The organism is Rhodococcus erythropolis NBRC 15567 (assembly GCF_001552595.1).
Classification (GTDB): Bacteria; Actinomycetota; Actinomycetes; order Mycobacteriales; family Mycobacteriaceae; genus Rhodococcus_F; species Rhodococcus_F erythropolis.
Genome location: NZ_BCRM01000037.1, coordinates 1 through 21,215, shown reverse-complemented (window position 1 = coordinate 21,215; position 21,215 = coordinate 1). Strand labels below are relative to the sequence as shown.

At 63.1% G+C, this 21,215-nt stretch carries 17 protein-coding genes and 1 riboswitch; of the genes, 4 read left to right on the top strand and 13 right to left on the bottom strand.

The genetic code is table 11. From position 1 onward, the window contains the following. Nucleotides 1-68: 68 nt before the first annotated feature. A complete protein-coding gene (locus tag RE4_RS28385) occupies nt 69-1,763 on the top strand; it encodes a VWA domain-containing protein (protein WP_060939785.1) in 1,695 nt (564 codons plus the stop codon). Continuing rightward, nucleotides 1,763-2,911: a metallophosphoesterase gene (locus tag RE4_RS28380; protein WP_020907834.1), complete on the top strand. Its 1,149-nt coding sequence runs from the start codon at nt 1,763-1,765 to the stop codon at nt 2,909-2,911. The genes RE4_RS28385 and RE4_RS28380 overlap by 1 nt, the downstream gene beginning before the upstream one ends. A gap of 22 nt (nt 2,912-2,933) precedes the next feature. Here the strand turns inward: RE4_RS28380 and gcvP are convergent, their stop codons facing one another. The 11 genes from gcvP to RE4_RS28325 form a co-directional block, all read right to left on the bottom strand. Continuing rightward, nucleotides 2,934-5,792: an aminomethyl-transferring glycine dehydrogenase gene (gene gcvP, locus RE4_RS28375; protein ID WP_021333500.1), complete on the bottom strand. Its 2,859-nt coding sequence runs from the start codon at nt 5,790-5,792 to the stop codon at nt 2,934-2,936. Nucleotides 5,793-5,845: 53 nt separating this feature from the next. After that, nucleotides 5,846-5,975, bottom strand: a riboswitch (glycine riboswitch). Between the two features lie 220 nt (nt 5,976-6,195). Then, on the bottom strand, nt 6,196-6,750 hold the full coding sequence (locus RE4_RS28370) for a MerR family transcriptional regulator (RefSeq protein ID WP_021344354.1): 555 nt from the start codon (nt 6,748-6,750) through the stop codon (nt 6,196-6,198). Between the two features lie 335 nt (nt 6,751-7,085). Beyond that, nucleotides 7,086-7,559: a bifunctional nuclease family protein gene (locus RE4_RS28365; RefSeq protein ID WP_003946194.1), complete on the bottom strand. Its 474-nt coding sequence runs from the start codon at nt 7,557-7,559 to the stop codon at nt 7,086-7,088. Between the two features lie 93 nt (nt 7,560-7,652). Continuing rightward, nucleotides 7,653-8,390 (bottom strand): transcriptional regulator FtsR, encoded by a 738-nt coding sequence (gene ftsR, locus RE4_RS28360; protein ID WP_003946161.1) that lies wholly within the window; start codon nt 8,388-8,390, stop codon nt 7,653-7,655. Then, nucleotides 8,390-8,884, bottom strand: a complete 495-nt coding sequence (garA, locus tag RE4_RS28355; protein ID WP_003946166.1) for a glycogen accumulation regulator GarA — start codon at nt 8,882-8,884, stop codon at nt 8,390-8,392. The genes ftsR and garA overlap by 1 nt, the downstream gene beginning before the upstream one ends. Before the next feature lie 211 nt (nt 8,885-9,095). Further along, nucleotides 9,096-9,500 (bottom strand): glycine cleavage system protein GcvH, encoded by a 405-nt coding sequence (gcvH, locus tag RE4_RS28350; protein WP_019748557.1) that lies wholly within the window; start codon nt 9,498-9,500, stop codon nt 9,096-9,098. A 44-nt stretch (nt 9,501-9,544) separates the two neighbouring features. Further along, a complete protein-coding gene (locus RE4_RS28345; protein ID WP_021344355.1) occupies nt 9,545-10,324 on the bottom strand; it encodes a DUF881 domain-containing protein in 780 nt (259 codons plus the stop codon). 3 nt (nt 10,325-10,327) lie between these two features. Further along, nucleotides 10,328-10,678, bottom strand: coding sequence for a small basic family protein (locus RE4_RS28340; RefSeq protein ID WP_003946178.1), 351 nt, complete (start codon nt 10,676-10,678; stop codon nt 10,328-10,330). A gap of 13 nt (nt 10,679-10,691) precedes the next feature. Continuing rightward, a complete protein-coding gene (locus RE4_RS28335) occupies nt 10,692-11,558 on the bottom strand; it encodes a DUF881 domain-containing protein (RefSeq protein WP_019748559.1) in 867 nt (288 codons plus the stop codon). After that, entirely contained in the window at nt 11,555-12,154 is a 600-nt protein-coding gene (locus RE4_RS28330) for a CDP-alcohol phosphatidyltransferase family protein (protein ID WP_060939784.1), read from the bottom strand. Before RE4_RS28330 ends, RE4_RS28335 begins: the two co-directional genes overlap by 4 nt. A 109-nt stretch (nt 12,155-12,263) precedes the next feature. Next, nucleotides 12,264-12,878, bottom strand: coding sequence for an NUDIX hydrolase (locus tag RE4_RS28325; RefSeq protein WP_020969692.1), 615 nt, complete (start codon nt 12,876-12,878; stop codon nt 12,264-12,266). 139 nt (nt 12,879-13,017) lie between these two features. Between RE4_RS28325 and RE4_RS28320 the strand changes: the two genes are divergently transcribed. Both RE4_RS28320 and RE4_RS28315 read left to right on the top strand, forming a co-directional pair. Then, a complete protein-coding gene (locus RE4_RS28320) occupies nt 13,018-15,153 on the top strand; it encodes a bifunctional lysylphosphatidylglycerol flippase/synthetase MprF (protein ID WP_029538163.1) in 2,136 nt (711 codons plus the stop codon). A gap of 4 nt (nt 15,154-15,157) precedes the next feature. After that, a complete protein-coding gene (locus RE4_RS28315; protein ID WP_060939783.1) occupies nt 15,158-17,425 on the top strand; it encodes a DUF2254 family protein in 2,268 nt (755 codons plus the stop codon). Here the strand turns inward: RE4_RS28315 and RE4_RS28310 are convergent. Next, entirely contained in the window at nt 17,387-18,676 is a 1,290-nt protein-coding gene (locus RE4_RS28310; protein ID WP_060939782.1) for an alpha/beta hydrolase, read from the bottom strand. The two genes, RE4_RS28315 and RE4_RS28310, sit on opposite strands and share 39 nt — an antisense overlap. Before the next feature lie 65 nt (nt 18,677-18,741). Beyond that, nucleotides 18,742-21,215: aminopeptidase N (pepN, locus tag RE4_RS28305; protein WP_155716995.1), on the bottom strand; the 2,474-nt coding region annotated here is incomplete at its 5' end.

Sequence of the window (21,215 nt, the reverse complement as noted above, 5' to 3'; positions counted from 1 at the left end):
ACTAGACTGGCCGAGGACACAGTCCGTTCAGCAGACATTCTTCGAGTGACCAAGGTAGGGCAAGGTACGTGGGCGAACATCGCGGCGGGTCAGGCGCCAGAGGTATCAGCAAGGGGCCGATTCTCGTCGTCGTGCTGATCGTCTTGATCGTTGCAGGCTTCTTCGGGTGGAAGGCCCTCAGCAACCGGATCGACGATCAGGGCCAGCAGGCAGCAGGTACGTGCGTCGAAGGCAACAAGACACTCGACGTCACCGCGGATCCGTCCATCGCCCCACAGATCGAGGAACTGGCCAAGCGGTACACCCAGACCTCTCCGGTCGTGCGCGATCACTGCATCACCGTCGTGGTGCACGGTGCGCCGTCCGCGTCGGTCTCGACGGCACTCGAAGCCGGTCCGGCGGCATCCTGGGACGACGCAGCATTGGGACCGCGTCCCTCCCTGTGGATCCCGACGAGCTCGTTCGAACTCGCGCCGCTGGCGGGCAAGGCCGTGATCAACGGTGATCCTCGCTCGCTCGCGAGTTCCCCGATCGTTCTGGCAACCGGCCCCGAGACCGCGGCAGCATTGGCCGGCGCAGCATCGAGTTGGAAGTCATTGCCTTCCGATCTGACGGTCGCCCTGCCGGTCGGAAGTACCGAAACCTCGATGGCCGCACAGGCAATCGCTGCCGACGTCGCCGATGCGGGTGCCGGTCCGGTCACGACGGATCAGGCGAAGTCCGCGCAGGTCAACGCTGCGCTCAGTGCGCGGGCATTGCAGTTCCAATCCTTGCCGACTCCCCCGACGTCCACCGCCGAAGCCCTCGGAGCACTGAGCGCCGGAACACCGGATTCGGTGAAAGCCGTTCCGGCCACGGAACAGTCGATAGCGCAGAGCGCGAACGCGGCGATGACGACGTACTCCCCCGCCGGCGCAACGCCAGTCGCGGACTATCCGGCGGTCATCGTCTCGGGCAGCGGGATCGACGAAACCGCCTCGCGCGCAGCGGCGCAGTTTGCCGATTTCATGCGTGAGCCGAATCAGTCACAGTTGTTCGTCGGCGCCGGTTTCCGGGTCGAGGGTCAAGATCTTCCCGATCTCGGTGCGGTGTCTCCGGCCAAGATCTCGTCCACGTTGAAACCGGCTTCGGCCGAAACCGCAGCTGCGCTCGGTGACATCGTCGCCAATCCGGTCTCTCCGCGTAGTGCCACCATCCTGATGGACACGTCGGCGTCGATGGGTACCGACGACGGTGGCGCTACCCGCTTGGCGAACGTTGCCGCGGCAGTGAACACCCAGTTGGGTCGCAGCCCTGACGCTTCGGACATCGGCCTTCGCGAGTTCAGCACGGGCACCGACGGAAAACCGTCCGAGCGCATCCTGGTTCCGGGCGGTTCACTGTCCGAGCCGAATCGGCGCGCCACCATCACCGATTTCCTCAACGGGCTTCGAGCCGGCGGAAAGACCTCCAAGTATCCGGCGCTTGCCAGCTCCTACAAAGCCGCGGTTGACGGTTTCGACGCGGGGCGAGTCAACTCGGTGCTGCTGATCACCTCGAGTACACCTGACGAATCCACCACGACGCGAGCCGAACTGCTCAGCGCGATCGCCGCTGCGGGCAATCCGTCGCGTCCGGTACAGGTCGACGTGATCGTCGTCGGTGCGGGCGACGACGTCTCCACACTCCAAGACGTCTCGGATCGGACCGGCGGAACCTTGGTTCGCGTCGATTCGACGTCCGACCCCGCTCTCGCGGCCACAGTGACCAAGATGCTGTCCTGATGGGGCGCGTCGCGGTTTTTGCAGTCCTTCTCGCCCTTCTGACCTGGTTCCTGCACCGCCGACTCGTTCGCGCCACCGGCATCCCGAGGCGATGGGCTCGTCTTGCCGACACTGCGCTTGTCGTCTTGGCGGTCTCGACGCTCATCGGGGTCGGCAGCGGCGAAATCTTTCCGACGTCCTGGGCGCGACCGATCGGATTTCTCGGATGGGTCTGGCTGGCTTCGTGGCTGTACCTGATTCCCGGACTGCTCGTGATCGGCCTGTTTGCCGGGATCAGTCGACTACGTGCACGCCGCACGGATACCACGACCGAAGTCGACCCGGCCAAGCGTCGTACGTTGCAGTTGGCTACAGCAGCAGTCACTCTCGCGGCGATCGGCACCGCTGGCTACGGCGTCTACGAGGCGTCGGGCCCCAAGATTTCACGCGTCCGCGTGCCGCTCGCTCGCCTGCCCGAGGGCTTCAACGGATACCGGATCGCCTTGATCACCGACCTGCACGTGGGACCGGCCCGCGGGGTCGACTTCACCCGCAAGGTGGTCGAAATCGTCAACGCGCAGAATGTCGATCTGATCGCGATCGGCGGCGATCTCGTGGACGGCACCGTCGCAAAAGTTGCTCCCGATCTTGCTCCGCTCGCCGATCTTCAGGCGCCGGACGGAATCTTCGGAGTCAGCGGAAACCACGAGTTCTACGCGGACGACGGTGGCAAATGGCTCGACGTGTGGGAAACATTGGGGATCACCACACTTCGCAACAGTCGCGCCTCGATCCAGCATGACGGCGACACCATCGACATCGTGGGCATCCACGACTACACGTCGCCGGCCCCGTACGAGCCGAACCTTACTGCCGCGCTCGCAGGTCGCGATCCGAATACTTTCGCCTTGCTTCTCGCGCACGAACCGCGTCAGGCGATCGAGGCGTCCGAGATGGGTATCGATCTGCAGCTGTCCGGGCACACTCACGGCGGTCAGATGTGGCCGCTGAGGTATCTCGTTCCGCTGCAGCAGCCTTCGGTGCAAGGCTTGGACAAGGTCGGAAACACAGTGCTGTACACGACGCGTGGCGCCGGGGCTTGGGGCCCGCCGGTACGCGTCGGCGCACCGCCGGAGATCACCGTTCTCGAACTCGTACGCGAGAGGTGATGATCTCCGGCGGGCACACGCCTTAGTTGCCTGCGAACGCTTCGATCGGCGGGCACGAGCAGACCAGGTTGCGGTCGCCATGTGCACCGTCGATACGACGCACGGACGGCCACACCTTCGGGCGAGCCTTGCCTCGCGGGAAGACGGCGATCTCACGCGAGTACGGGTGATCCCACTGCGCTGCAATGCTTCCGGCAGTGTGGGGAGCACCGCGTAGCGGGTTGTCCTCCACCGTCCACTCGCCGGCGCCGACGCGATCGATTTCGCCGCGAATAGCGATCATCGCCTCGCAGAACTCGTCGATCTCTTCGAGGTTCTCGCTCTCGGTGGGCTCGACCATCAGTGTGCCGACCACGGGGAAGCTCATGGTCGGTGCATGGAAACCGTAGTCGGCCAGACGCTTTGCCACGTCGTCGACGGTGACGCCAGTGTCCTTGGTCAACCCACGGAGGTCGAGGATGCACTCGTGCGCGACCATGCCGTTCTCGCCGGTGTAGAGAACCGGGAAGTACTCGTCGAGTCGACGCGCGATGTAGTTGGCCGACGCGATGGCGGTCAGGCTGGCGCGGCGCAGGCCCTGAGCACCCATCATCCGGATGTAGGTCCAGGTGATGGGCAGAATGGACGCACTGCCGTACGGCGCTGCCGAGATCGTTCCTCTACCACCGAGTTCGGGAGCCATCGGGTGTCCGGGCAAAAACGGCGTCAAGTGTGAGCGCACACCGATCGGGCCGACGCCGGGTCCGCCGCCGCCGTGCGGGATGCAGAAGGTCTTGTGCAGATTCAGGTGGCTGACGTCGCCGCCGAATCGGCCCGGACGGGCAAGGCCGACAAGCGCATTGAGGTTGGCGCCGTCGACGTACACCTGGCCACCGGCGTCGTGTACCGCTGCGCAGATGTCGGAGATCTCGTGCTCGTAGACACCGTGTGTTGAAGGGTAGGTGATCATGATCGCGGCGAGACGCTCGGCGTGATCGGCGATCTTCGCGCGCAGATCGTCGACGTCGACGTCACCGTTGGGGCGGCACGCAACAACCTCGACGCGCATCCCGGCCATGACGGCCGAAGCCGCGTTGGTGCCGTGAGCACTCGACGGGATGAGGCAGGTGTCGCGGTGGTCGTCGCCCCGGCTGAGGTGGTAGTTGCGGATCGCGAGCAGGCCCGCGTACTCCCCCTGGCTGCCGGCGTTGGGTTGCAGGCTGACGTTGTCATAGCCGGTGACCGCGACCAGCCAGTCTTCGAGATCCTTGATGATCTTCAGCAGACCGGGTGCATCCGACGTGGGCGCGAACGGATGGATCGCGTTGAACGCGGGCCAGGTGATGGATTCCATCTCGGCGGTCGCATTGAGCTTCATGGTGCACGAACCCAGCGGGATCATGCTGCGATCGAGGGCGATGTCCTTGTCGGAGAGCGCGCGCAGGTAGCGAAGCATTGCCGTTTCCGTACGGTAACGGGTGAAGGCTTCGTGCTGCAGGTAGTCGGAGGTGCGCTCCTGAGCAGCCGGAACCGAATTGCCCTCGGCTTCGATGGCGACAACAGCATCCTCGATCCCGAACGCGTCGAGCACGGCAAGGACGTGGTCGGCGGTGGTGGCCTCGTCGCAGGAGATACCGACATGATCGGCATCGACCAGACGCAGGTTGATCCCGGATTCCTTGGCCGCAGCGACAACGCTGGCCGCCTTACCCGGAACCTGAGCCAGCACAGTGTCGAAGAACGAATCGTGGACTACGGTCACGCCGCCCTCGCGCAGGCCGTTTGCCAACGCGTGTGCGCGGGCAGCGACGCGCAACGCAATCGCCTTGAGCCCCTCGGCGCCGTGGTAACTCGCGTACATCGCAGCGAGGATCGCGAGGAGCACCTGCGCGGTACAGATGTTGGACGTCGCCTTCTCACGGCGAATGTGCTGCTCACGTGTCTGCAGCGCGAGGCGGTATGCCTTGTCTCCGTCGGCGTCGATGGAGACGCCGACCAAACGGCCGGGCAGCTGACGCGCGTGCTTGGAGTGCACGGCCAGGTAACCGGCGTGCGGTCCGCCGTACCCCATGGGAACACCGAAGCGCTGGGTGGTGCCGAAGCACGCGTCCGCACCGAGTTCACCCGGCGAGGTGATGAGCGTCATCGCAAGAAGGTCGGCGCCGACGGCAACTAGCGCGCCGCGCTCGTGAGCTTCCGCGATGATCGAGGTGTAGTCCACGACGCGTCCCGAAGCGCCCGGGATCTGGGCGATGACACCGAAGAAATCACCCTCGGGCAGTCCGGCAGTGAGATCTGCGGAGACGATCTCGATGCCGAGCGGCTCGGCGCGTGTCTCGATGACGGCGAGGGTCTGCGGATACAGGTCCGCGTCGACGACAAAGCGTGGGGACTTGCTGCGGTTCGCGCGGCGCAGGAGCGTCATGGCTTCGGCAGCGGCGGTGGCTTCGTCGAGCATCGACGAGTTGGCCAGTTCCATGCCGGAGAGATCGGCGACCATGGTCTGGAAGTTGAGGAGGGCTTCGAGGCGGCCCTGGCTGATCTCCGGCTGATACGGGGTGTACGCGGTGTACCAGGCCGGGTTCTCGATGATGTTGCGCAACAACACCGGCGGCGTCAACGTGTCGAAGTAGCCGAGGCCGATCATCGACGTCGCGACAGTGTTCTGGGCTGCAAGTGCAGTCAGTTCGGCAAGTGCCTCGTGCTCTCCCACCGGAAGCGGCAGAGCGTCGAGTCCGGCCGCGATGCCGTTCGGGGCGGCGTCGAGGATGACGGAGGGAACGGCCTTGGTTGCCAGTTCGTCGAGTGAATCGACCCCGACGAGTTCGAGGATGCGCGCGAGTTCCGCGGCGTTCGGACCGACATGGCGGTCGGCAAATATACGGCTTGCAGCGTCGATCACGACAACTCCCAGACAGATCGGAGGATCAGGACACACACCGAACTGCGGTGCGTTCCTCCCCCTCTGTCGCATGCTCGATTCCCGAGCGCCTGAGAGATTCGGTAGTGATCCGCCGATAGACGGAAGCCACAGCCTTTCCCCGTCGGCGGGTGGGTTGTCCCACCGCTTTCCAGAGGCGTCGGAGCCCGTACGGTCCTTGGTGCCTGAGAGATTGACGGGGAGGTATTGCTCCTTCGGCGCCCTGATCCCGCTCACGACTGACCTTTGAGACAAAGACTGAAACAAAGACAAGTTCGGTGAATCGGTATCCGAGGCTCTCCCGTACGCCGGCGACGCAGGCCCAGTCTAGTTGACCGAAACGCCTACCTGCACCGTGGCATCCTCCAAAGAGATGTGACGTGCGTTATCCGGTTTTGCGGCTGGCGCGATTCTTGCGTCGCGAAGCCAACTCGTCTTCCGGGTTGGGATCACTTTCGCCGCCGTCAGCCCGCTCGGCTGGGAAGTCGGCGATCGTTCCGGTGAGTTCACGCATCGCTCCACTGACTGCGATGCCGAATACACCCTGCCCACCCTGGAGGAGGTCGACGACCTCTTCGGGAGACGTGCATTCGTACACGGTGGTGCCGTCGGAGAACAGGGTGATGTTGGCAAGATCGCGGACGCCACGCTTACGGAGGTGATCGACGGCAACGCGGATGTTCTGCAGTGAGATGCCGGTGTCGAGCAGACGCTTCACGATCTTCAGAACGAGGATGTCCTTGAAGGAGTACAGACGTTGGCTACCGGATCCGGCAGCGCCACGGATCGACGGAACAACCAACGACGTCCGTGCCCAGTAGTCGAGTTGGCGGTACGTGATCCCGGCGATCTGGCACGCACTGGGTACTCGATATCCGACGAGGTCGTCGGGGATGGAATCGTCCGGGAACAGGCCTGGCTGCAGCTCTTCGGAAGACATTTCTGCAGTCGGCTCGGCACTATCGGCTATGCCCGTTCCGCGCTCATTCGACTGTTCTTCCACTGCCGTCTCCCTCTCGCTTCGCCATCATGTAACCAACCTGTGCTATCAGCAGTCACGAGAATCCCGTGCCGACCGAACTTTCAGATGTGAATCCAAGGCAGGTAATTCCATGAGTGGACTTACCCAGAGTACGCCTCGATCGACAAGGCGAGAAGATCTCCACCGCACGCAACGGTAAGACCACGAGGGTGCTCGGTCAACGCAACACGCCGACCGAGACTCAACCTCTACTTGAGAGTTGAAGACTAAAGCCTGATTACGGGCAAACAGGACTAACCGTCAGTGGCCTTGAAGTCGTCCGGCGAGATGGTGTCAAGGAATTCCTTGAACTTCTCGACCTCGTCTTCGCGCTCGTCGGGAATGACCAGACCGGCCTCGGCGAGAACAGCCTCCGACGCGAAGATCGGAACGCCGATGCGCAGGGCCAATGCAATCGAGTCCGACGGACGTGCCGAGACGGTGGTCTGCTCGTCGAAGACGAGATCCGCGTAGAAAGTGCCCTCTTGCAGGTCCACGATCCGCACTTCCTTGAGGCTCCGACCGAATGATTCGATCAAGATCTTGATCAGGTCATGAGTCAGCGGCCGCGCCGGCTCGACTCCCTGTTGTTCGAGAACAATCGCGGTAGCTTCGGTTTGCCCGATCCAGATCGGCAGGTACCGATCGCCGTCGGACTCTCGCAGCAACAGGACCGGCTGATTCTGAGGCTGCTCGACACGAACTCCGATCACACGCATTTCGCCCATCGAGCTTGCCTCCAACCTGACGTGATCCAGCCGACCGACTCCGATGCGGTCGTACTGAAATTCTATTCGAGTGTGCCCCGCTGATCGAGGAACTCAGCGATCGAGACTTCCCCGAACCGCCGACTTGACCAGACATGTGTGCAAAGTCAGCGACAGCGCAGCCAGTTCCCGGACCATTTCCTCGGCACGATCACGTGCTCCGGCGTCACGACCCTTGGCAACCGGTCCGGCGATCTGGGTCACGAGTCCTGCTTCACGATCAGCAGCCAACTTGAACGCCCGCAGATGACGAACCTCCAAGCCGTACTCGGACATCGCCTTCGCGGTGCGCGCCAGCGTCACGGCGTCCTCGTCGAAGAAGCCCGCTGCGCCGGGAACGACCAAACCGGTGCGGATCAGATCGGTCAGAAACCGATCGTCGATGTCGGCGCGAGCGAGAAGGTCCTGACGACCGACTCGAACTTCGCGATCGACCCGGAAAGCCTCGGGTGAGACATCGCCCGTAGCGATCGACAGGACGCGAGCACGACGAGGCGCAGGAACTTCTGCACTCACCGTCGCTGCGCCGCTGTCGATCGCTTCGAGTTGTTCTTTGATCACTTTGAGCGGCAGGTACTGATCGCGTTGAGCGGTCAGCACGAAGCGAAGACGCTCGCAGTCCTCGACAGAGAATCTGCGGTATCCCGACGGTGTCCGTTGTGGGCTGATCAAGCCCTCGGACTCGAGGAAACGGATCTTCGAAATCGTCACGTCGGGAAAATCTGGACGCAACCGATCCAGCACGGAACCAATCGACATTCCGGGCTGGCTCTGCTGCCGCACTGCCGTCATTAGCTACCCGCACCTGCTGACGACTCGCCGACCTGCGAACCGCCGGCACGAGGGCCGGTGAGGAACACCAGACGGAACTTGCCGATCTGAACCTCGTCACCGTTCGCGAGAACTGCCGAATCGACAGGCTCACGGTTGACGTAGGTGCCGTTGAGGCTTCCGACGTCGACGACGTGGAAATCTGCATCTTCCTGACGGAACTCGGCGTGACGACGGCTGACGGTCACGTCGTCGAGGAAGATGTCGCTGTCCGGGTGCCGACCTGCCGACGTCGTCGGCTGATCGAGCAAAAAGCGGGATCCTGCATTCGGTCCCCGCTTGACCACCAGAAGGGCGGCTCCGGCGGGAAGGCCTTCCACGCCCGAAACCGGCTGCTCGGCGGCCGGTGCTGCAGAGGAGGTGTTGTCGAGCTCATTGAGGAAGTCCGCACGGAAAACCGAAGTGGTCTCCGCCGGCGACTCCCCATAGCCCGCGTCGTTACCGTTCTCGCTCACTGTTTCTCCTCCTGGGTCAATCATCCAGATCATGAATCACTGGACTACGCAGTGCACTTTCTTCACGAGCATCTTTCACAGTCACGTTCGATACGGCCCTGCGCCCCGACTCGGCACATGCGTACCTAACGACCGTACCCTGCGCAGACCGCCGCGTGCAGCGAGACAGGCCGCGACACAACACGAGTTGGCCGGTCCACGCGCAGGTTTTCTACTCGGACGTGAGTCCCTTGTATGCCTCCGCGTCCAGCGTTGCCGCGAGTGCGGCGTCGAGTGTGGCCTCGTCGGCGACCTCGAGCTCGACCAACCAACCCGTGTTGTACGGATCGGTGTTGACGAGGTCAGGCTGTCCGTCCAATTCACCGTTGGCTGCAAGAACTTTCGCAGTGAACGGAGCAAAGATGTCGGAGACGCTCTTGGTCGACTCGACCTCACCGAGCGATTCACCGGCGGTCACGTCTTCGTCGACAGCGGGAAGCTGGACGAACACGACGTCACCGAGCTGCGACTGAGCAAAGTCGGTGATACCGACTCGAACTGAGGTCGGGCCGGTCCGCTTCACCCACTCGTGCTCCGCGGTGTAGCGCAGATCGGTAGGTGTATCGAGCTCACTCACAGTGGCTTCCTTTCACAGGCCGTCCGAAAGTCGGACGCAAAAGATCAATTTCCGGGTTGAGCGTATTGGCGCGGATTCAATTGTCGCAAGACGGAGATCGTGACCTGCTGCGATTGGTCGACTGAGGAAGTTCCGCCGTTGCGTGCGACGTTGTCGAAAACGCCTCCGGGAATGTTCAACGCTGCTGCCAACGTCGGTGGATCCCCGATCGCGGTCACAGTGTACGGCTGCTCGATCCGGGTTCCGTCCAATTCGATCTCGCCGCCGCGCCCACTCACCCACGAGTTCACGCCGATACGAATGGGTTCGCCGTTCGCACCTGCGATCGAGATGGCTTCGGCCCCGGCAGCACGTAGTTCCTGGATGAGATCGAGAATCACTTCGGAGCCGACGCCCCCTGCTGGATCCGTCAGGGTCATCGTCACACCCGGTCCGGTAGCAGGAGCGGTCCCCACCTGAATGGAGAGCGAGGTCAGCCGCGCCCGCGCCTCGTCGAGCGCTGCTCCGGTGTTGCCGCCGGCTTCCAAAGTGGCAAGCGATTCCTGAAGATTCGCGACTTCCTGCCTCAGCGCGGCTTCACGCCGATTCAAGTTGTCGAGAACCACCAGGAGGTCGGCAGGGCGCGCGGCGTCGAGTGAATCTCCGGCCACGGTGCTGCGTACCTGTGTGGCAATCGCGACGCCGAGCACACCCAGAAGCACGGCGGCGAGGATCGCGAACACGACGTTCGTGCGATGTTTCGACGGCGAACGCAACTCGTGACGACCTTCACCCGTAGTCGTCACTGGCGGTTCTTCGGGGTCAGTCGTGGCGTGGTCGGACATGGCTCACGCTCCGAACAGTCGTCGTCGCAATGCCGCTGCGTTGCCGAAGATCCGGATACCCAACACGACGACGATTGCCGTCGAGAGTTGAGTACCCACACCCAACTGATCGCCGAGCCAGACGATCAACGACGCGACGAGCACGTTGAAGACGAAGGAAACCACGAACACCTTTGCGTCGAATATCTCGTCCAGATACGCGCGTAGCCCGCCGAAGACGGCGTCGAGTGCCGCAACGACAGCGATCGGAAGATAGGGCTGGATGACGTCGGGCACCTGCGGGCTGAAAACGACGCCCAAGACGATGCCGACGACCAGTGCTGCGAGTCCGTACAGGGCGGAACCGGCCTTCATCGAACTCCTTCTGTCACTTGGGTTCTGTGGGTTCTGTTGCCACCCGGACCGCACGAGGCGTCGCGGGTGGCAGTGTCAACGAGTCGTCCTCGGCCACTGCGAAACCGACTCCGTACAGTTGCGAGACGCTCGACATTCTCACGTAGGCGTCGCTGACGACGAACTCTCGCTGCAGCGCGCGCGTGTCGCCGATCGCCTCGACGCGGTACGGCGAGAAGACAGGTTGGTTGTCGACGAGCATCGCGCCGCCGGCCTGACGGATGGTCACCGTCGGCCCGATTCGCACGCCGCCGACGGCGATTGCCTCCGCTCCGCCAGCCCACAGGGCGTTGACGACGGTCTGCAGATCGCGATCGAGGACAACTGTCTTACCGCCGACGCTGCGCTGGGACGCATCCGAGAGGTTCGGGCGCCCGGCCGGGTCCGTCAACGTCACCACCAGCCCCTCCCCGTGAACAGCTTCGGCTCCTGCGCCGGATTCGACCGCTCGCAATTGATCGAGGACCGCGCTGCCTCTGGCATCGCCTTCGAGCGCCAAGCCACGGGCGGCGTCGACGTCGCCGCCGAGTGAATCGCGGGACGCGGCCAGCGAATCGATTCGATCCTCCGCGTCACGGACCTTGGCGACCAACTCGCTTCGAACCTCCTCGGTGCCGGTCACCTGCTTGGTGGCCTGAACTGCAGAGACCGTGACGATGAACCCGATCAACAGTGCACCGAGGGCCAGCCACGGCCCCGTCTTCGAGGATCTGTTCGTCGTGTGCTCGTGTTGGCGTTCGAATGCCGTCGCTTCGTAGCCCGGATCGAGATGTTCGGTCATGAGCGACCGAAGCAGCGACGGTACCGGGTTACGACGGACGTCCTCCCCGGTCGACTTCATCGAGGCACGACCTCGTGCGTTCGCGCAACGTCAACGGCTTTGAGCACGTAGATCGCAGCAGTCCACACGTACAGGACGGTTCCCCAGATCAGGAAAGCGAAACCGAAGGCATGGGTGAACGGTCCGATGGCCCAGTCTCCATGCCCGGCAAGAATCAAGGGCAGCGCGAACATCAGGAGGAAGGTCGCAGCCTTGCCGAGGTAGATGACCTCGGGCGGCGGCAGTCCACGCCGGCGGTAGATCGGCAGCGTCAACGCGAGTAGAAGATCACGGCCGATCAAAATCGCCGCGACCCACCAGGGAATGAAATCGCGGGCAACGAAGGTGACCAGTGTCGTCACGACGTACAGGCGATCGACCAACGGGTCGAGAAGCGCTCCCAGACGCGAGGTCTGCCCGAGCACCCTGGCCAACTTGCCGTCGAGCCAGTCGGTGAACCCGCTGAGCATCAGCAGCGCCAATGCCCAGCCGTCCGAGTGCGTGACGAGCAGCAGGTAGGCGAACAGCGGCAGAGCGAGTAGACGCACGATACTGAGCAAGTTGGGAACAGTGAGAATCCGATCCGTGGGGACCAGTTCTTGTTCGCCAGAGTTCACTGCACACACCTCGTGTCTTTCGATTGCCGTGCGGCCAGCTTTCCACAGCACGACGGACTATTCGCCGAGGCGCCGTAGCCCGAACTGTCCCGAGCGTGTCGAGCTGACCTTATCGCCAGGCGAACACCGGCTGCTCGAGGTTGTCGATGCGCGTGTTCCGTCCGTTCAGCACTTCGCGGAACTGATAGATGACGGCTCCGGTCGGCGCATGGATCAGGCTCGTTCGGAAAGGCCATTGGATCACCGGGTTCGGTGATTCCTCGATGGTGACGAATCGCGAGTCCACGTCGAGTTCCTCCGACGTCACGGCATACACCTGGGCCACCTCGTCGGGATTGGGTACCAGTCCCCCGATGTCCTCACCGGACCAGACGACGAACGGTCGGATCACAAATCCCGAACGGGTGACGTAGTCGTCGAGCCGGCCGATGATGTTCGACTCAGGGACGTCGACGCCCAACTCTTCGGACAGCTCCCGAACCGCTGCTTGTTCGGAAGACTCACCCGGGTCGACGCTTCCGCCTGGCAACGCGAACTGACCGGGGTGAGCGCGCATCTTGCTCGGCCGCTTCGTCACCGGGAACACGGGTGTTCCGTCCGCAGTCCGCATGACGACGATGACCACCGACGCCGAGCGCCTTCCGTCCAATTCGACCGACCGAGGTTCGAAAGCGGCAAGTGAGGCGACCAGGTGGTCCCGATTCAGTAAATCTCCGTTCACCATGGCTCGACAGTAGCGCCACGAGACTGAGACCCCCAGCCAGTCTCGTCCATTTTGACCGCTTCGCCTGATTATCGGTCTGTATTCCTGTCATGCTGAACAGGCAGAATCCACCGTGCGGCATGGCGAGAAGAGAACCTCGATGGCTGAGCAGTCCCAGACCCCCACCCCGCAGACCGACCAGAGCGCGCCAGGCGCGCCGAATCGGGCCTCTCGCTTTGCCTCCGACGCGCTGAGCGTCCTGCGGCGCGTGCCGTTCACCTCGATCGTCGTGCTCACCATCACCGTCGTCGGGATCGCGACCGGCGCCTTGTGGAATCACGTCCGTACCTACTCGTGGTTCGACGACATCGCCTACGGAGTCCCTGCCTTGCAGGAAGGTAAGTGGTGGACTCTCGTCACGGGTTGGTTCTTCGGCTTGACGCCGGGTCAGTATGTTTCGATCATCGTCGTTTTTGCCTTCGCGGTCGGCTGGTGCGAGTGGCGCCTGGGAACCAAGAATGCGGCCATCGTCACGATCAGCGGTCAGTTGGCGGGCGAACTGGGTGCATCGCTCCTCCTCTGGGCGGGCAGCCACACCGATTGGGATTGGGCTCGCAACCTCGCCACCCACCGCGACGTCGGTGTCACCACCGCCATCATCGCCGCACTCGCCGCGACCACCGCAACTCTGCGCTCGCCCTGGCGAATGCGAGTGCGCGCCATCCTGTGCGCGTACATCGCGATCGCCTTTCTCTTCGAAGGTCGCCTCGCCGACGTACAGCACCTCATCGCGGTTGCGATCTTCCTTCCGGTCGGCGAAAAGTTCTTCGGCGACGGAGAGCGCGGCTTCATCCCCCGAACGCGACGCGAGATCCGTCTGCTCGGATTCATCGGCCTGCTCCTGATCGGAGTGGTCGAGATCGCCGTGTGGTTGTTCCCCGGCAGTGGACCCTTCGGGCCGACGGAAGCCGAAACCGGTTCGGGCTGGACCGCATTGGTCGACGTGATCATCGTTGCACTGATCGCGGATCAGTTGCGACGAGGTCGCCGCTGGGCCTGGTGGGTTGCCGTGGTGTTCGGCTCTCTGACGGTCTTGGCCACCGCCCTCGTCCTCGGTTCGGTCATCTTCTTCGACTACGAAAGCGCCGGAGCCGTCACGGTCGGTACCGCGCTGCTCTGGCTTCTCGAACTCATCTTGCTGATCAAGGGCCGTCACGCTTTTCACGTGCCGATGCGGCGCAAGATTCGAGGCGGACCGCTGTCCGGGAACGATCCTCGCGCCACTGCTCGGGAACTGCTCAAACAGCACGGCGGCGGAACCATGTCGTGGATGACGACGTGGGACGGCAACAGTTACTACTTCGGTGAGTCGGGAGAGAGCGTCGTTGCATTCCAACGGCATGTCGGTGTCGTCGTGGTGCTGGCCGATCCGATAGCGAGCCCCGAGCGACTTGCCGCGGCGGTCGACGAGTTCACGACGATGTCCGAAGCCAACGGCCTCACTCCCTGCTTGTTCTCCGTAGGAAAGGAAACAGCCGATGCCGCCACACGGCGGGGGTGGCGCACCGTTCAGGTCGCCGAGGACACGATCGTCGACCTGCCGGAATTGCAGTTCACCGGAAAGTCCTGGCAGGACATCCGTTCGGCACTCAACAAGGCCAAGAAGGACGACATCACCTTCAGGATGACAACACTGGCAGACGAGCCGTTCTCCGTCTTGGCTCAGGTGCGCGCTATATCCGAGGAATGGGTGGGCGACAAGGGACTACCCGAGATGGGGTTCACCCTCGGCAGCGTCGAAGAGGCGCTCGATCGCGACGTCCGGGTCGGTTTGGCCGTCGACCCGACGGGAAGTATTCACGGCGTCACCTCGTGGTTGCCGGTGTACGGCGAAGGCGGAGTGGTCCGGGGTTGGACGCTCGACGTCATGCGTCGACGCCCGGACGGCTTCCGGCCGGTGGTCGAGTTCCTCATCGCATCGTCGGCCCTCGAGTTCAAAGAACAAGGTGCCCAATTCGTCTCACTGTCCGGCGCGCCGCTGGCCCGCAGCGACGACGGCGCCGACGCCGCATCGATGGACCGCCTGCTCGACATGCTCGGAGCCGCGATGGAACCGCTCTACGGCTTCCGGTCTCTTCACGCGTTCAAGAAGAAGTTCAAGCCGAGATACGAACCCGTTTTCCTGTGTTTCCGCGACGAGGCCGACCTGCCTCGAATCGGAATCGCGCTCACGCGTGCTTACCTTCCGGACGCGACGGCTCCTCAGCTGATCAAGCTCGCCACCAGCAAGAGCTGACGCCGTGCGGTCCTGGTTCGAGCACACGGTCGTCGACACCGGCAGACTCCCGCTGTTCTTCCTTCTGCTCGCCTTTGTCCTGACGTTCCTGTTCATTCGGTTCAGCGTTCGAATGATCCGAGCTGAGGTCTCGTGGTGGCCGGGCAATGTCACGCCCGGTGGAATGCACATCCACCACATGGTTTTCGGTTTGATGATGATGCTCGTGTCCGGCTTTGCCTTCATCGCTCTGGCCGACTATCACACCCCGATCGCCAACTGTGTTCTTGCGTCGGTGTTCGGTATCGGCAGCGCGCTGGTCCTCGACGAGTACGCACTCGTGCTACATCTGCGCGACGTCTACTGGGCCGAGGAGGGTCGCTCGTCCATCGACGCGGTGTTCGTTGCCATCGCGATCTCGTTCCTTTTCCTTCTCGGAGTCCACCCGATCGGGTTCGCGGGAGAATTCGACCCGTATGAGCAGGACCGTAGCCTGGCGACGTTGATCGGCGTTGTCGTCGCGATCGTGATCCAACTCGGACTCGCGGTGATCACGTTGATGAAGGGCAAACTCTGGACCGGCTTGATCGGGCTGTTCTTCACCCCGCTTCTGTTGGTCGGAGCAATTCGGTTGAGTCGCCCGGGTGCGCCGTGGGCGCGTTCGCGTTACCGCGACAAGCCCGCGAAGATGAGCCGGGCAGTCGCCCGTGAGCAGCGGTATCGCGAGCCGATGATCCACGCGAAGATCTACGTTCAGGAAACGGTGTCAGGAAGTTTCGGTTCCACTCCTCCGACCCCACCACCACTCCCAGTCGTCGACACCACGACGCCTACGACGAAAGTCGGACTGTCACGGCGGCTTTCGGACAGAATTCGCTGGCGCCGAACTCGCCGACGATTACGAACAGTCCCGGTCTGGCGCCTCCCCGTGATCCTCGTCGTGCTGTCCGTCGTCACCGCGAACATCCTCGTCGGGATCGACGGAGACCTGGTGAGCGACGGCGACGTCGGTACCATTTCCGAGGGCGTGGACGCCGGTGCCACCGCAACGCTGCTCAGCGTCATCGCCGGCGGGATGATCACTCTCACCGGTCTGGTGTTCACCGCCATCACCCTCGCAATGCAGTTCGGCGCATCGCAGATTTCGGTGCGGGTGGTCCCGATGCTTGCGCAACAGCGAGTGATGCGGTGGTCGATCGGCATGTTTCTGGCCACGTTCGTCTTCTCCTTGATCATTGCGCTCGATCTGGCGCTAGATTCGGAGAATTCCTCACCGACCATCTCAACGGCGATCGCACTGCTTCTGGCATTGGCCAGTGCGATCCTGTTCATCGCGTTGGTGGCGAAGGTCGGGTCGATTCTCAATTCCAGTCGGTTGCTGCGTTGGATAGCGGCCCAGGGTCGCAGCGCGACGATTCGTGCCTATCCGCTGTACGAGGACTTGCCTTCCGGCGCACCGAAACCCAGTCAGCCGCTCCCCCTCCCCCAACCGCGCGAGTCCGAAACCTCCGAGAGCGCCGACGCACTGGTGATTCGCCTGCGCCACCTCTCACCCGACGGCCGGATTCTGCTGGCGATCGATCTCGCACGACTGCAGCGGTTGGCCAGCCGCTGGGACGTCTCGGTCGAGGTCGTCCCCAGCATCGGCGAGTTCGTCGCCCAGAACGCGCCCCTCTTCGAGGTACGCGGACCGTCGCTGCAGGTACGTCCGGACACCTTGATGTCGTGCTTGATCTTCGGTGACACGCACAGCCCGGTCGTCAGCCCCGGTGCAGCGCTTCAGTCGATCGTGGACATCGCGCTCAAGGCACTGTCACCCGCCATCAACGACCCGGGCCGAGCCGTGCAGGCTCTCGACCACATCGAGGACCTTCTGGTACTTCTCGCCCCGCGGGTCCGCTTCGACACGTCAACCTCGGATCTCACGCTGATCCGAGGGCAGCAACGCACCTGGACCGATTACGTGTCCGTCGCCACCGACGAGATCCGGCACTTCAGTACCAATTCCGCGCAGGTCCAGCGTCGTCTACGCGCGGCATTCGCGACCTTGCTCGAAGCCTGCCCGCCGGACCAGCACCCTCCGCTACTCGAGCGCGTCGACGCACTCGATGCGCAATTGACCCGAGAATGGACCGGCGCACTCGACCTTCGGCTCGCGAGTGTGGCAGATCCGCAGGGATTGGGCTCCGAAGCCGGGGCGACCGGAAGAATTCACCCGCTGATCATCGGGTCTTCGGAACTTCCAGACGATCGTTCATCCGGGCAGACCGAGTCGCGTTCCCAGCCAACCTAATTGACTCGCCAATCCAGCCGACCACACCTGGAAGCTGTGTCCTCCGTCGACCTCGGCGTACTGGACGTCCATCCCTGCGGCTTTTGCGGCTTCGTAGAGCGTTTGAAGACCTGGGCGGTAGTCGTTGTCCTGTTTGCCGACTACGAACACTCCGGCGCTGTCGGGGAACTTCTTCTCCCGGAGCAGATCCTGCGGATTCACTGCCACGAACGCGGCTTCGTTACCGCCGAACGCTGCATCGACCGTCTGCTTCCGATCACCGAGGGTGGGTTCGATCTGACCGGACAGATCCAGGAACGTCGGATACACCGCGGGGAAGTTCGTTGCCATCTGGAACGCGCAGGTACCGCCGTAGGAAAGTCCCCCGATCGCCCACTTCCTCGGGTCGGGATCCACCTGGAGGTTCCCGCGCACCCAGTCGGGAACATCGCGCGAAAGGTACGTTGCGACGTTTCCGAGTTGGGAATCGACGCAGAGCGGATTCGCCAGTTCCGACCCGGTCCCGTCAGCAACGACGACAACGGGAGCCAAGCCCGAATGCGCAGCGGCGTAGGCGTCCATGGTCTGGACGAGACGTCCGCCCTGTAGCCAGTCCTCGGGCGCGCCTGGTTGGCCGGCAAGCAGTACCAACACCGGCAACTCCGGTCGTGGGTTGGTGAAATACGCGGGCGGTAGGTAGATCTCGGCGTCGCGGGCGCTGAATCCAGAGACCGTCCCCGCAATCGTGACCGTGCTGACCTTGCCGGCCGACGGCATGTCCGCTGGAGCCTTCCATTGCGAAACCGGTACCGCCCCGTCCTTGCCGTCGTCCAGGTCGGCGAGTGAAACCTTCTCCGCGTCCGAGAGTCCCAGCGCTGTTCCCAACGTCGGATACGACTGGAACTGCAGATTCACGTGAGCCGCGCTCGACACGACCACCAGGAGCACGGAGACCACGGTGAGCACGCGGCCGTCGATCCGCGTCGCCGCAAATACCCGCGAAACACCCAGCAGCACGCCGAAAATGCCCAACCCGATCCACACGTAGACCGGACGGGCAATCGGATCGGGGAACGGGTGCCACACCTTCTCGATCAGCCAGTACAGCACGAGAGTGATCGCGATTGCCGCGACGATGCAGACCGGAATCGAGATCAGCACGTGACGCCTCGATCTCGAGAAGATCAGCCACAGAAGTGCCAGAATTCCGAGCACCGTCACCACGGGCGGAACCGGGCCCGTGACCAGCGACAGATCCGTGATCGTGTGCACGTCGTCTCCCGTCGCAGCCCTGTTTAGACAATATCCAAGAACAGGACATTTCGGAGCTGATGGCGTCAGATCACTGCGTTCGAGGCCTGAGCACGTAGGTCTCGGGCCAGGTGATCCCGACGCTCGAGAACAAGCCTCCGCAGCGACGCGGGCGCCTCAGCATTGGCCTGGATCCAGGAATCGACAGCAGAGGTGTCTTCAGCTGCCGGGAAGAGCCCGTTCACCAACCGTCGCGCGATCTCGATGCTGCGTTCGGACCACCACTTCCCCAGGGACGAGAAGTACTCGACCGCATATCCCTCGATCAACGACGGGTCTGTGCCCGAACGGAATCCGGCGATCGTCGCATCCAGGCGGTCGTTCGAGAGTGAGGCATCGGTGGTCGCCGACGCCCAGGCAGCCGCCTTGGTCTCGGCATCGGGAATCGACGCCGCGGCGCGGACGTACGCCGTTCGACCCGCTGACGTGCTGTCCTTGCTCAGCTCACCGTCGAAGTCGCTCACACTCGCATGCCCGGTCGCGGACAGGGCGATCCACAATGCCCACCGCAGATCAGGATCGAGAGCCAGTCCGACCGGTCCCGGGCACGTGCCGTCCAGTATCGACCGCAACTCGCCGGCGCGAGCATCGTTGACCGCTGCGGCGGCCGACAGAGCCCGTGCCCATGCCAGCTGTCTTCCGGACTCAGGTTCGGCTTCGAACACCGCCTTCCAGGTCGTTTCCAACCAGCCCGCACTGACATTGGGCCGCAAGCTTTTCGGAACGTAGTGAAGAACCGCGTATTGGGCATCGGTCAGGATCGCGCTGAGAATCGCAAGATCTGTCTCTGTGGGAGCGAATCGTTCCACCATGTCGACGTATCGGAACACCGAGAGCTGCGCATCGCGCACCGAGTTCCACAGCGACGACCAGATCACACCGCGCGCAAGCGGATCGCTCACGCGGTCCAGGGATGCCTCGACCGTGGACAGAGATTCCGCGTCCAGTCGCACCTTCGCGTAGGTGAGGTCTTCGTCGTTGAGCAGTGTGAGCGCTCCGGGCGGAAGGTCGACCGGCGTGCGGGATTCGGTGATGTCGAGTTCGACGCGTTCGGTGCGAACAAGATCTCCGGACTCGTTGTAGTCGTAGATTCCGACTGCGAGCCGATGCGGCCTCGGGTCCGTCTGAACCAGGTCTGTTCCGTCGAGCGACAGCGTGGACACTCCGGTGGTCTGCAACCAGATTCGGGCCCATTCGCGCACATCACGTCCGGAAGTCTCCGCGAGCACGTCGAGCAGATCAACAAGCGTGGTGTTCCCGAAGGCGTGGGCCTTGAAGTACCGTCGTGCCGCTTCGAAGAACGCGTCACGGCCGACGAACGCCACGAGTTGCTTGAGGACACTGGCGCCCTTGGCGTAGGTGATTCCGTCGAAGTTCAGCTTTGCAGCTTCGAGATCGACGATGTCGGCGACGATGGGATGCGTGGTCGGCAGCTGATCTTGGAGGTACGCCCACGCCTTCCGCTTGATGGCAAATGCTACCCAGGCATCGGTGAAGCGAGTGGCTTCGGCGCTGACCAGCGATCCCATGAAGTCGGCGAAGGATTCCTTGAGCCACAAGTCATCCCACCAGACCATGGTCACGAGATCGCCGAACCACATGTGCGCCATTTCGTGCAGGATCGTGTTGGCGCGACGCTGATGCTGCTCGTCGGTTGCGGTGCCGCGGAACACATACGCCTCGGTGAAGGTCACCAGTCCCGGGTTCTCCATGGCGCCGAGGTTGTACTCGGGGACGAAGATCTGGTCGTACTTGCCGAACGGATACGGATAGTCGAAGTGCTCGGCGTAGAAGTCCAACCCCTGACGGGTGATGTCGAAAACGTTGTCCGCATCGAGATGAGGAGCCAACGACGCCCGGCACAAAGCGCCCAACTCGACCGTGAGTTCGCCGCGACTCCACGACGAGGCCACGCGGTGATACGGCCCGGCCGCGATCGCGGTGATGTAAGTCGAGATCGGCAGCGTCGGTGCGAAAGTGACGCGTTGCGCACCGTCGACGGAGAGAGTCCGTGTCGCGGGCTGATTCGACAGGACTTCCCAGCCGTCAGGTGCTGTCACCTCGAATGTGAAGGGCGCCTTGAGGTCCGGTTGCTCGAAGCAGGCGAAAACACGCCTGGCATCGGCGGGCTCGTATTGCGTGTACAGATACGTCTGATCGTCAGCGTCGTCGACGAATCGGTGCAGCCCTTCACCGGAACGGCTGTAGTGGCCGTGTGCTGCCACCCGAACGACGTTCGATCCGCCGAGTCCGCGCAGCACAATCCGGGATCCGTCGTACTCCACCGGAATGGACGCACCGTCGACCTCTACGGAATCGACTGCAGCACCGATGAAGTCGAGCCACGTGGACTCCGCCGACGACGTCAGATCAATTGTCGTGACGGTCGAAAAGGTCTTCGCGGCAGAGTCCGCCGCCGATCGCAGATCCAACTCCACCCGGTACCCGGTGACGTCGATGGTTCGAGATCGTTCGGCGACTTCGCTTCGATTCAGGTTCG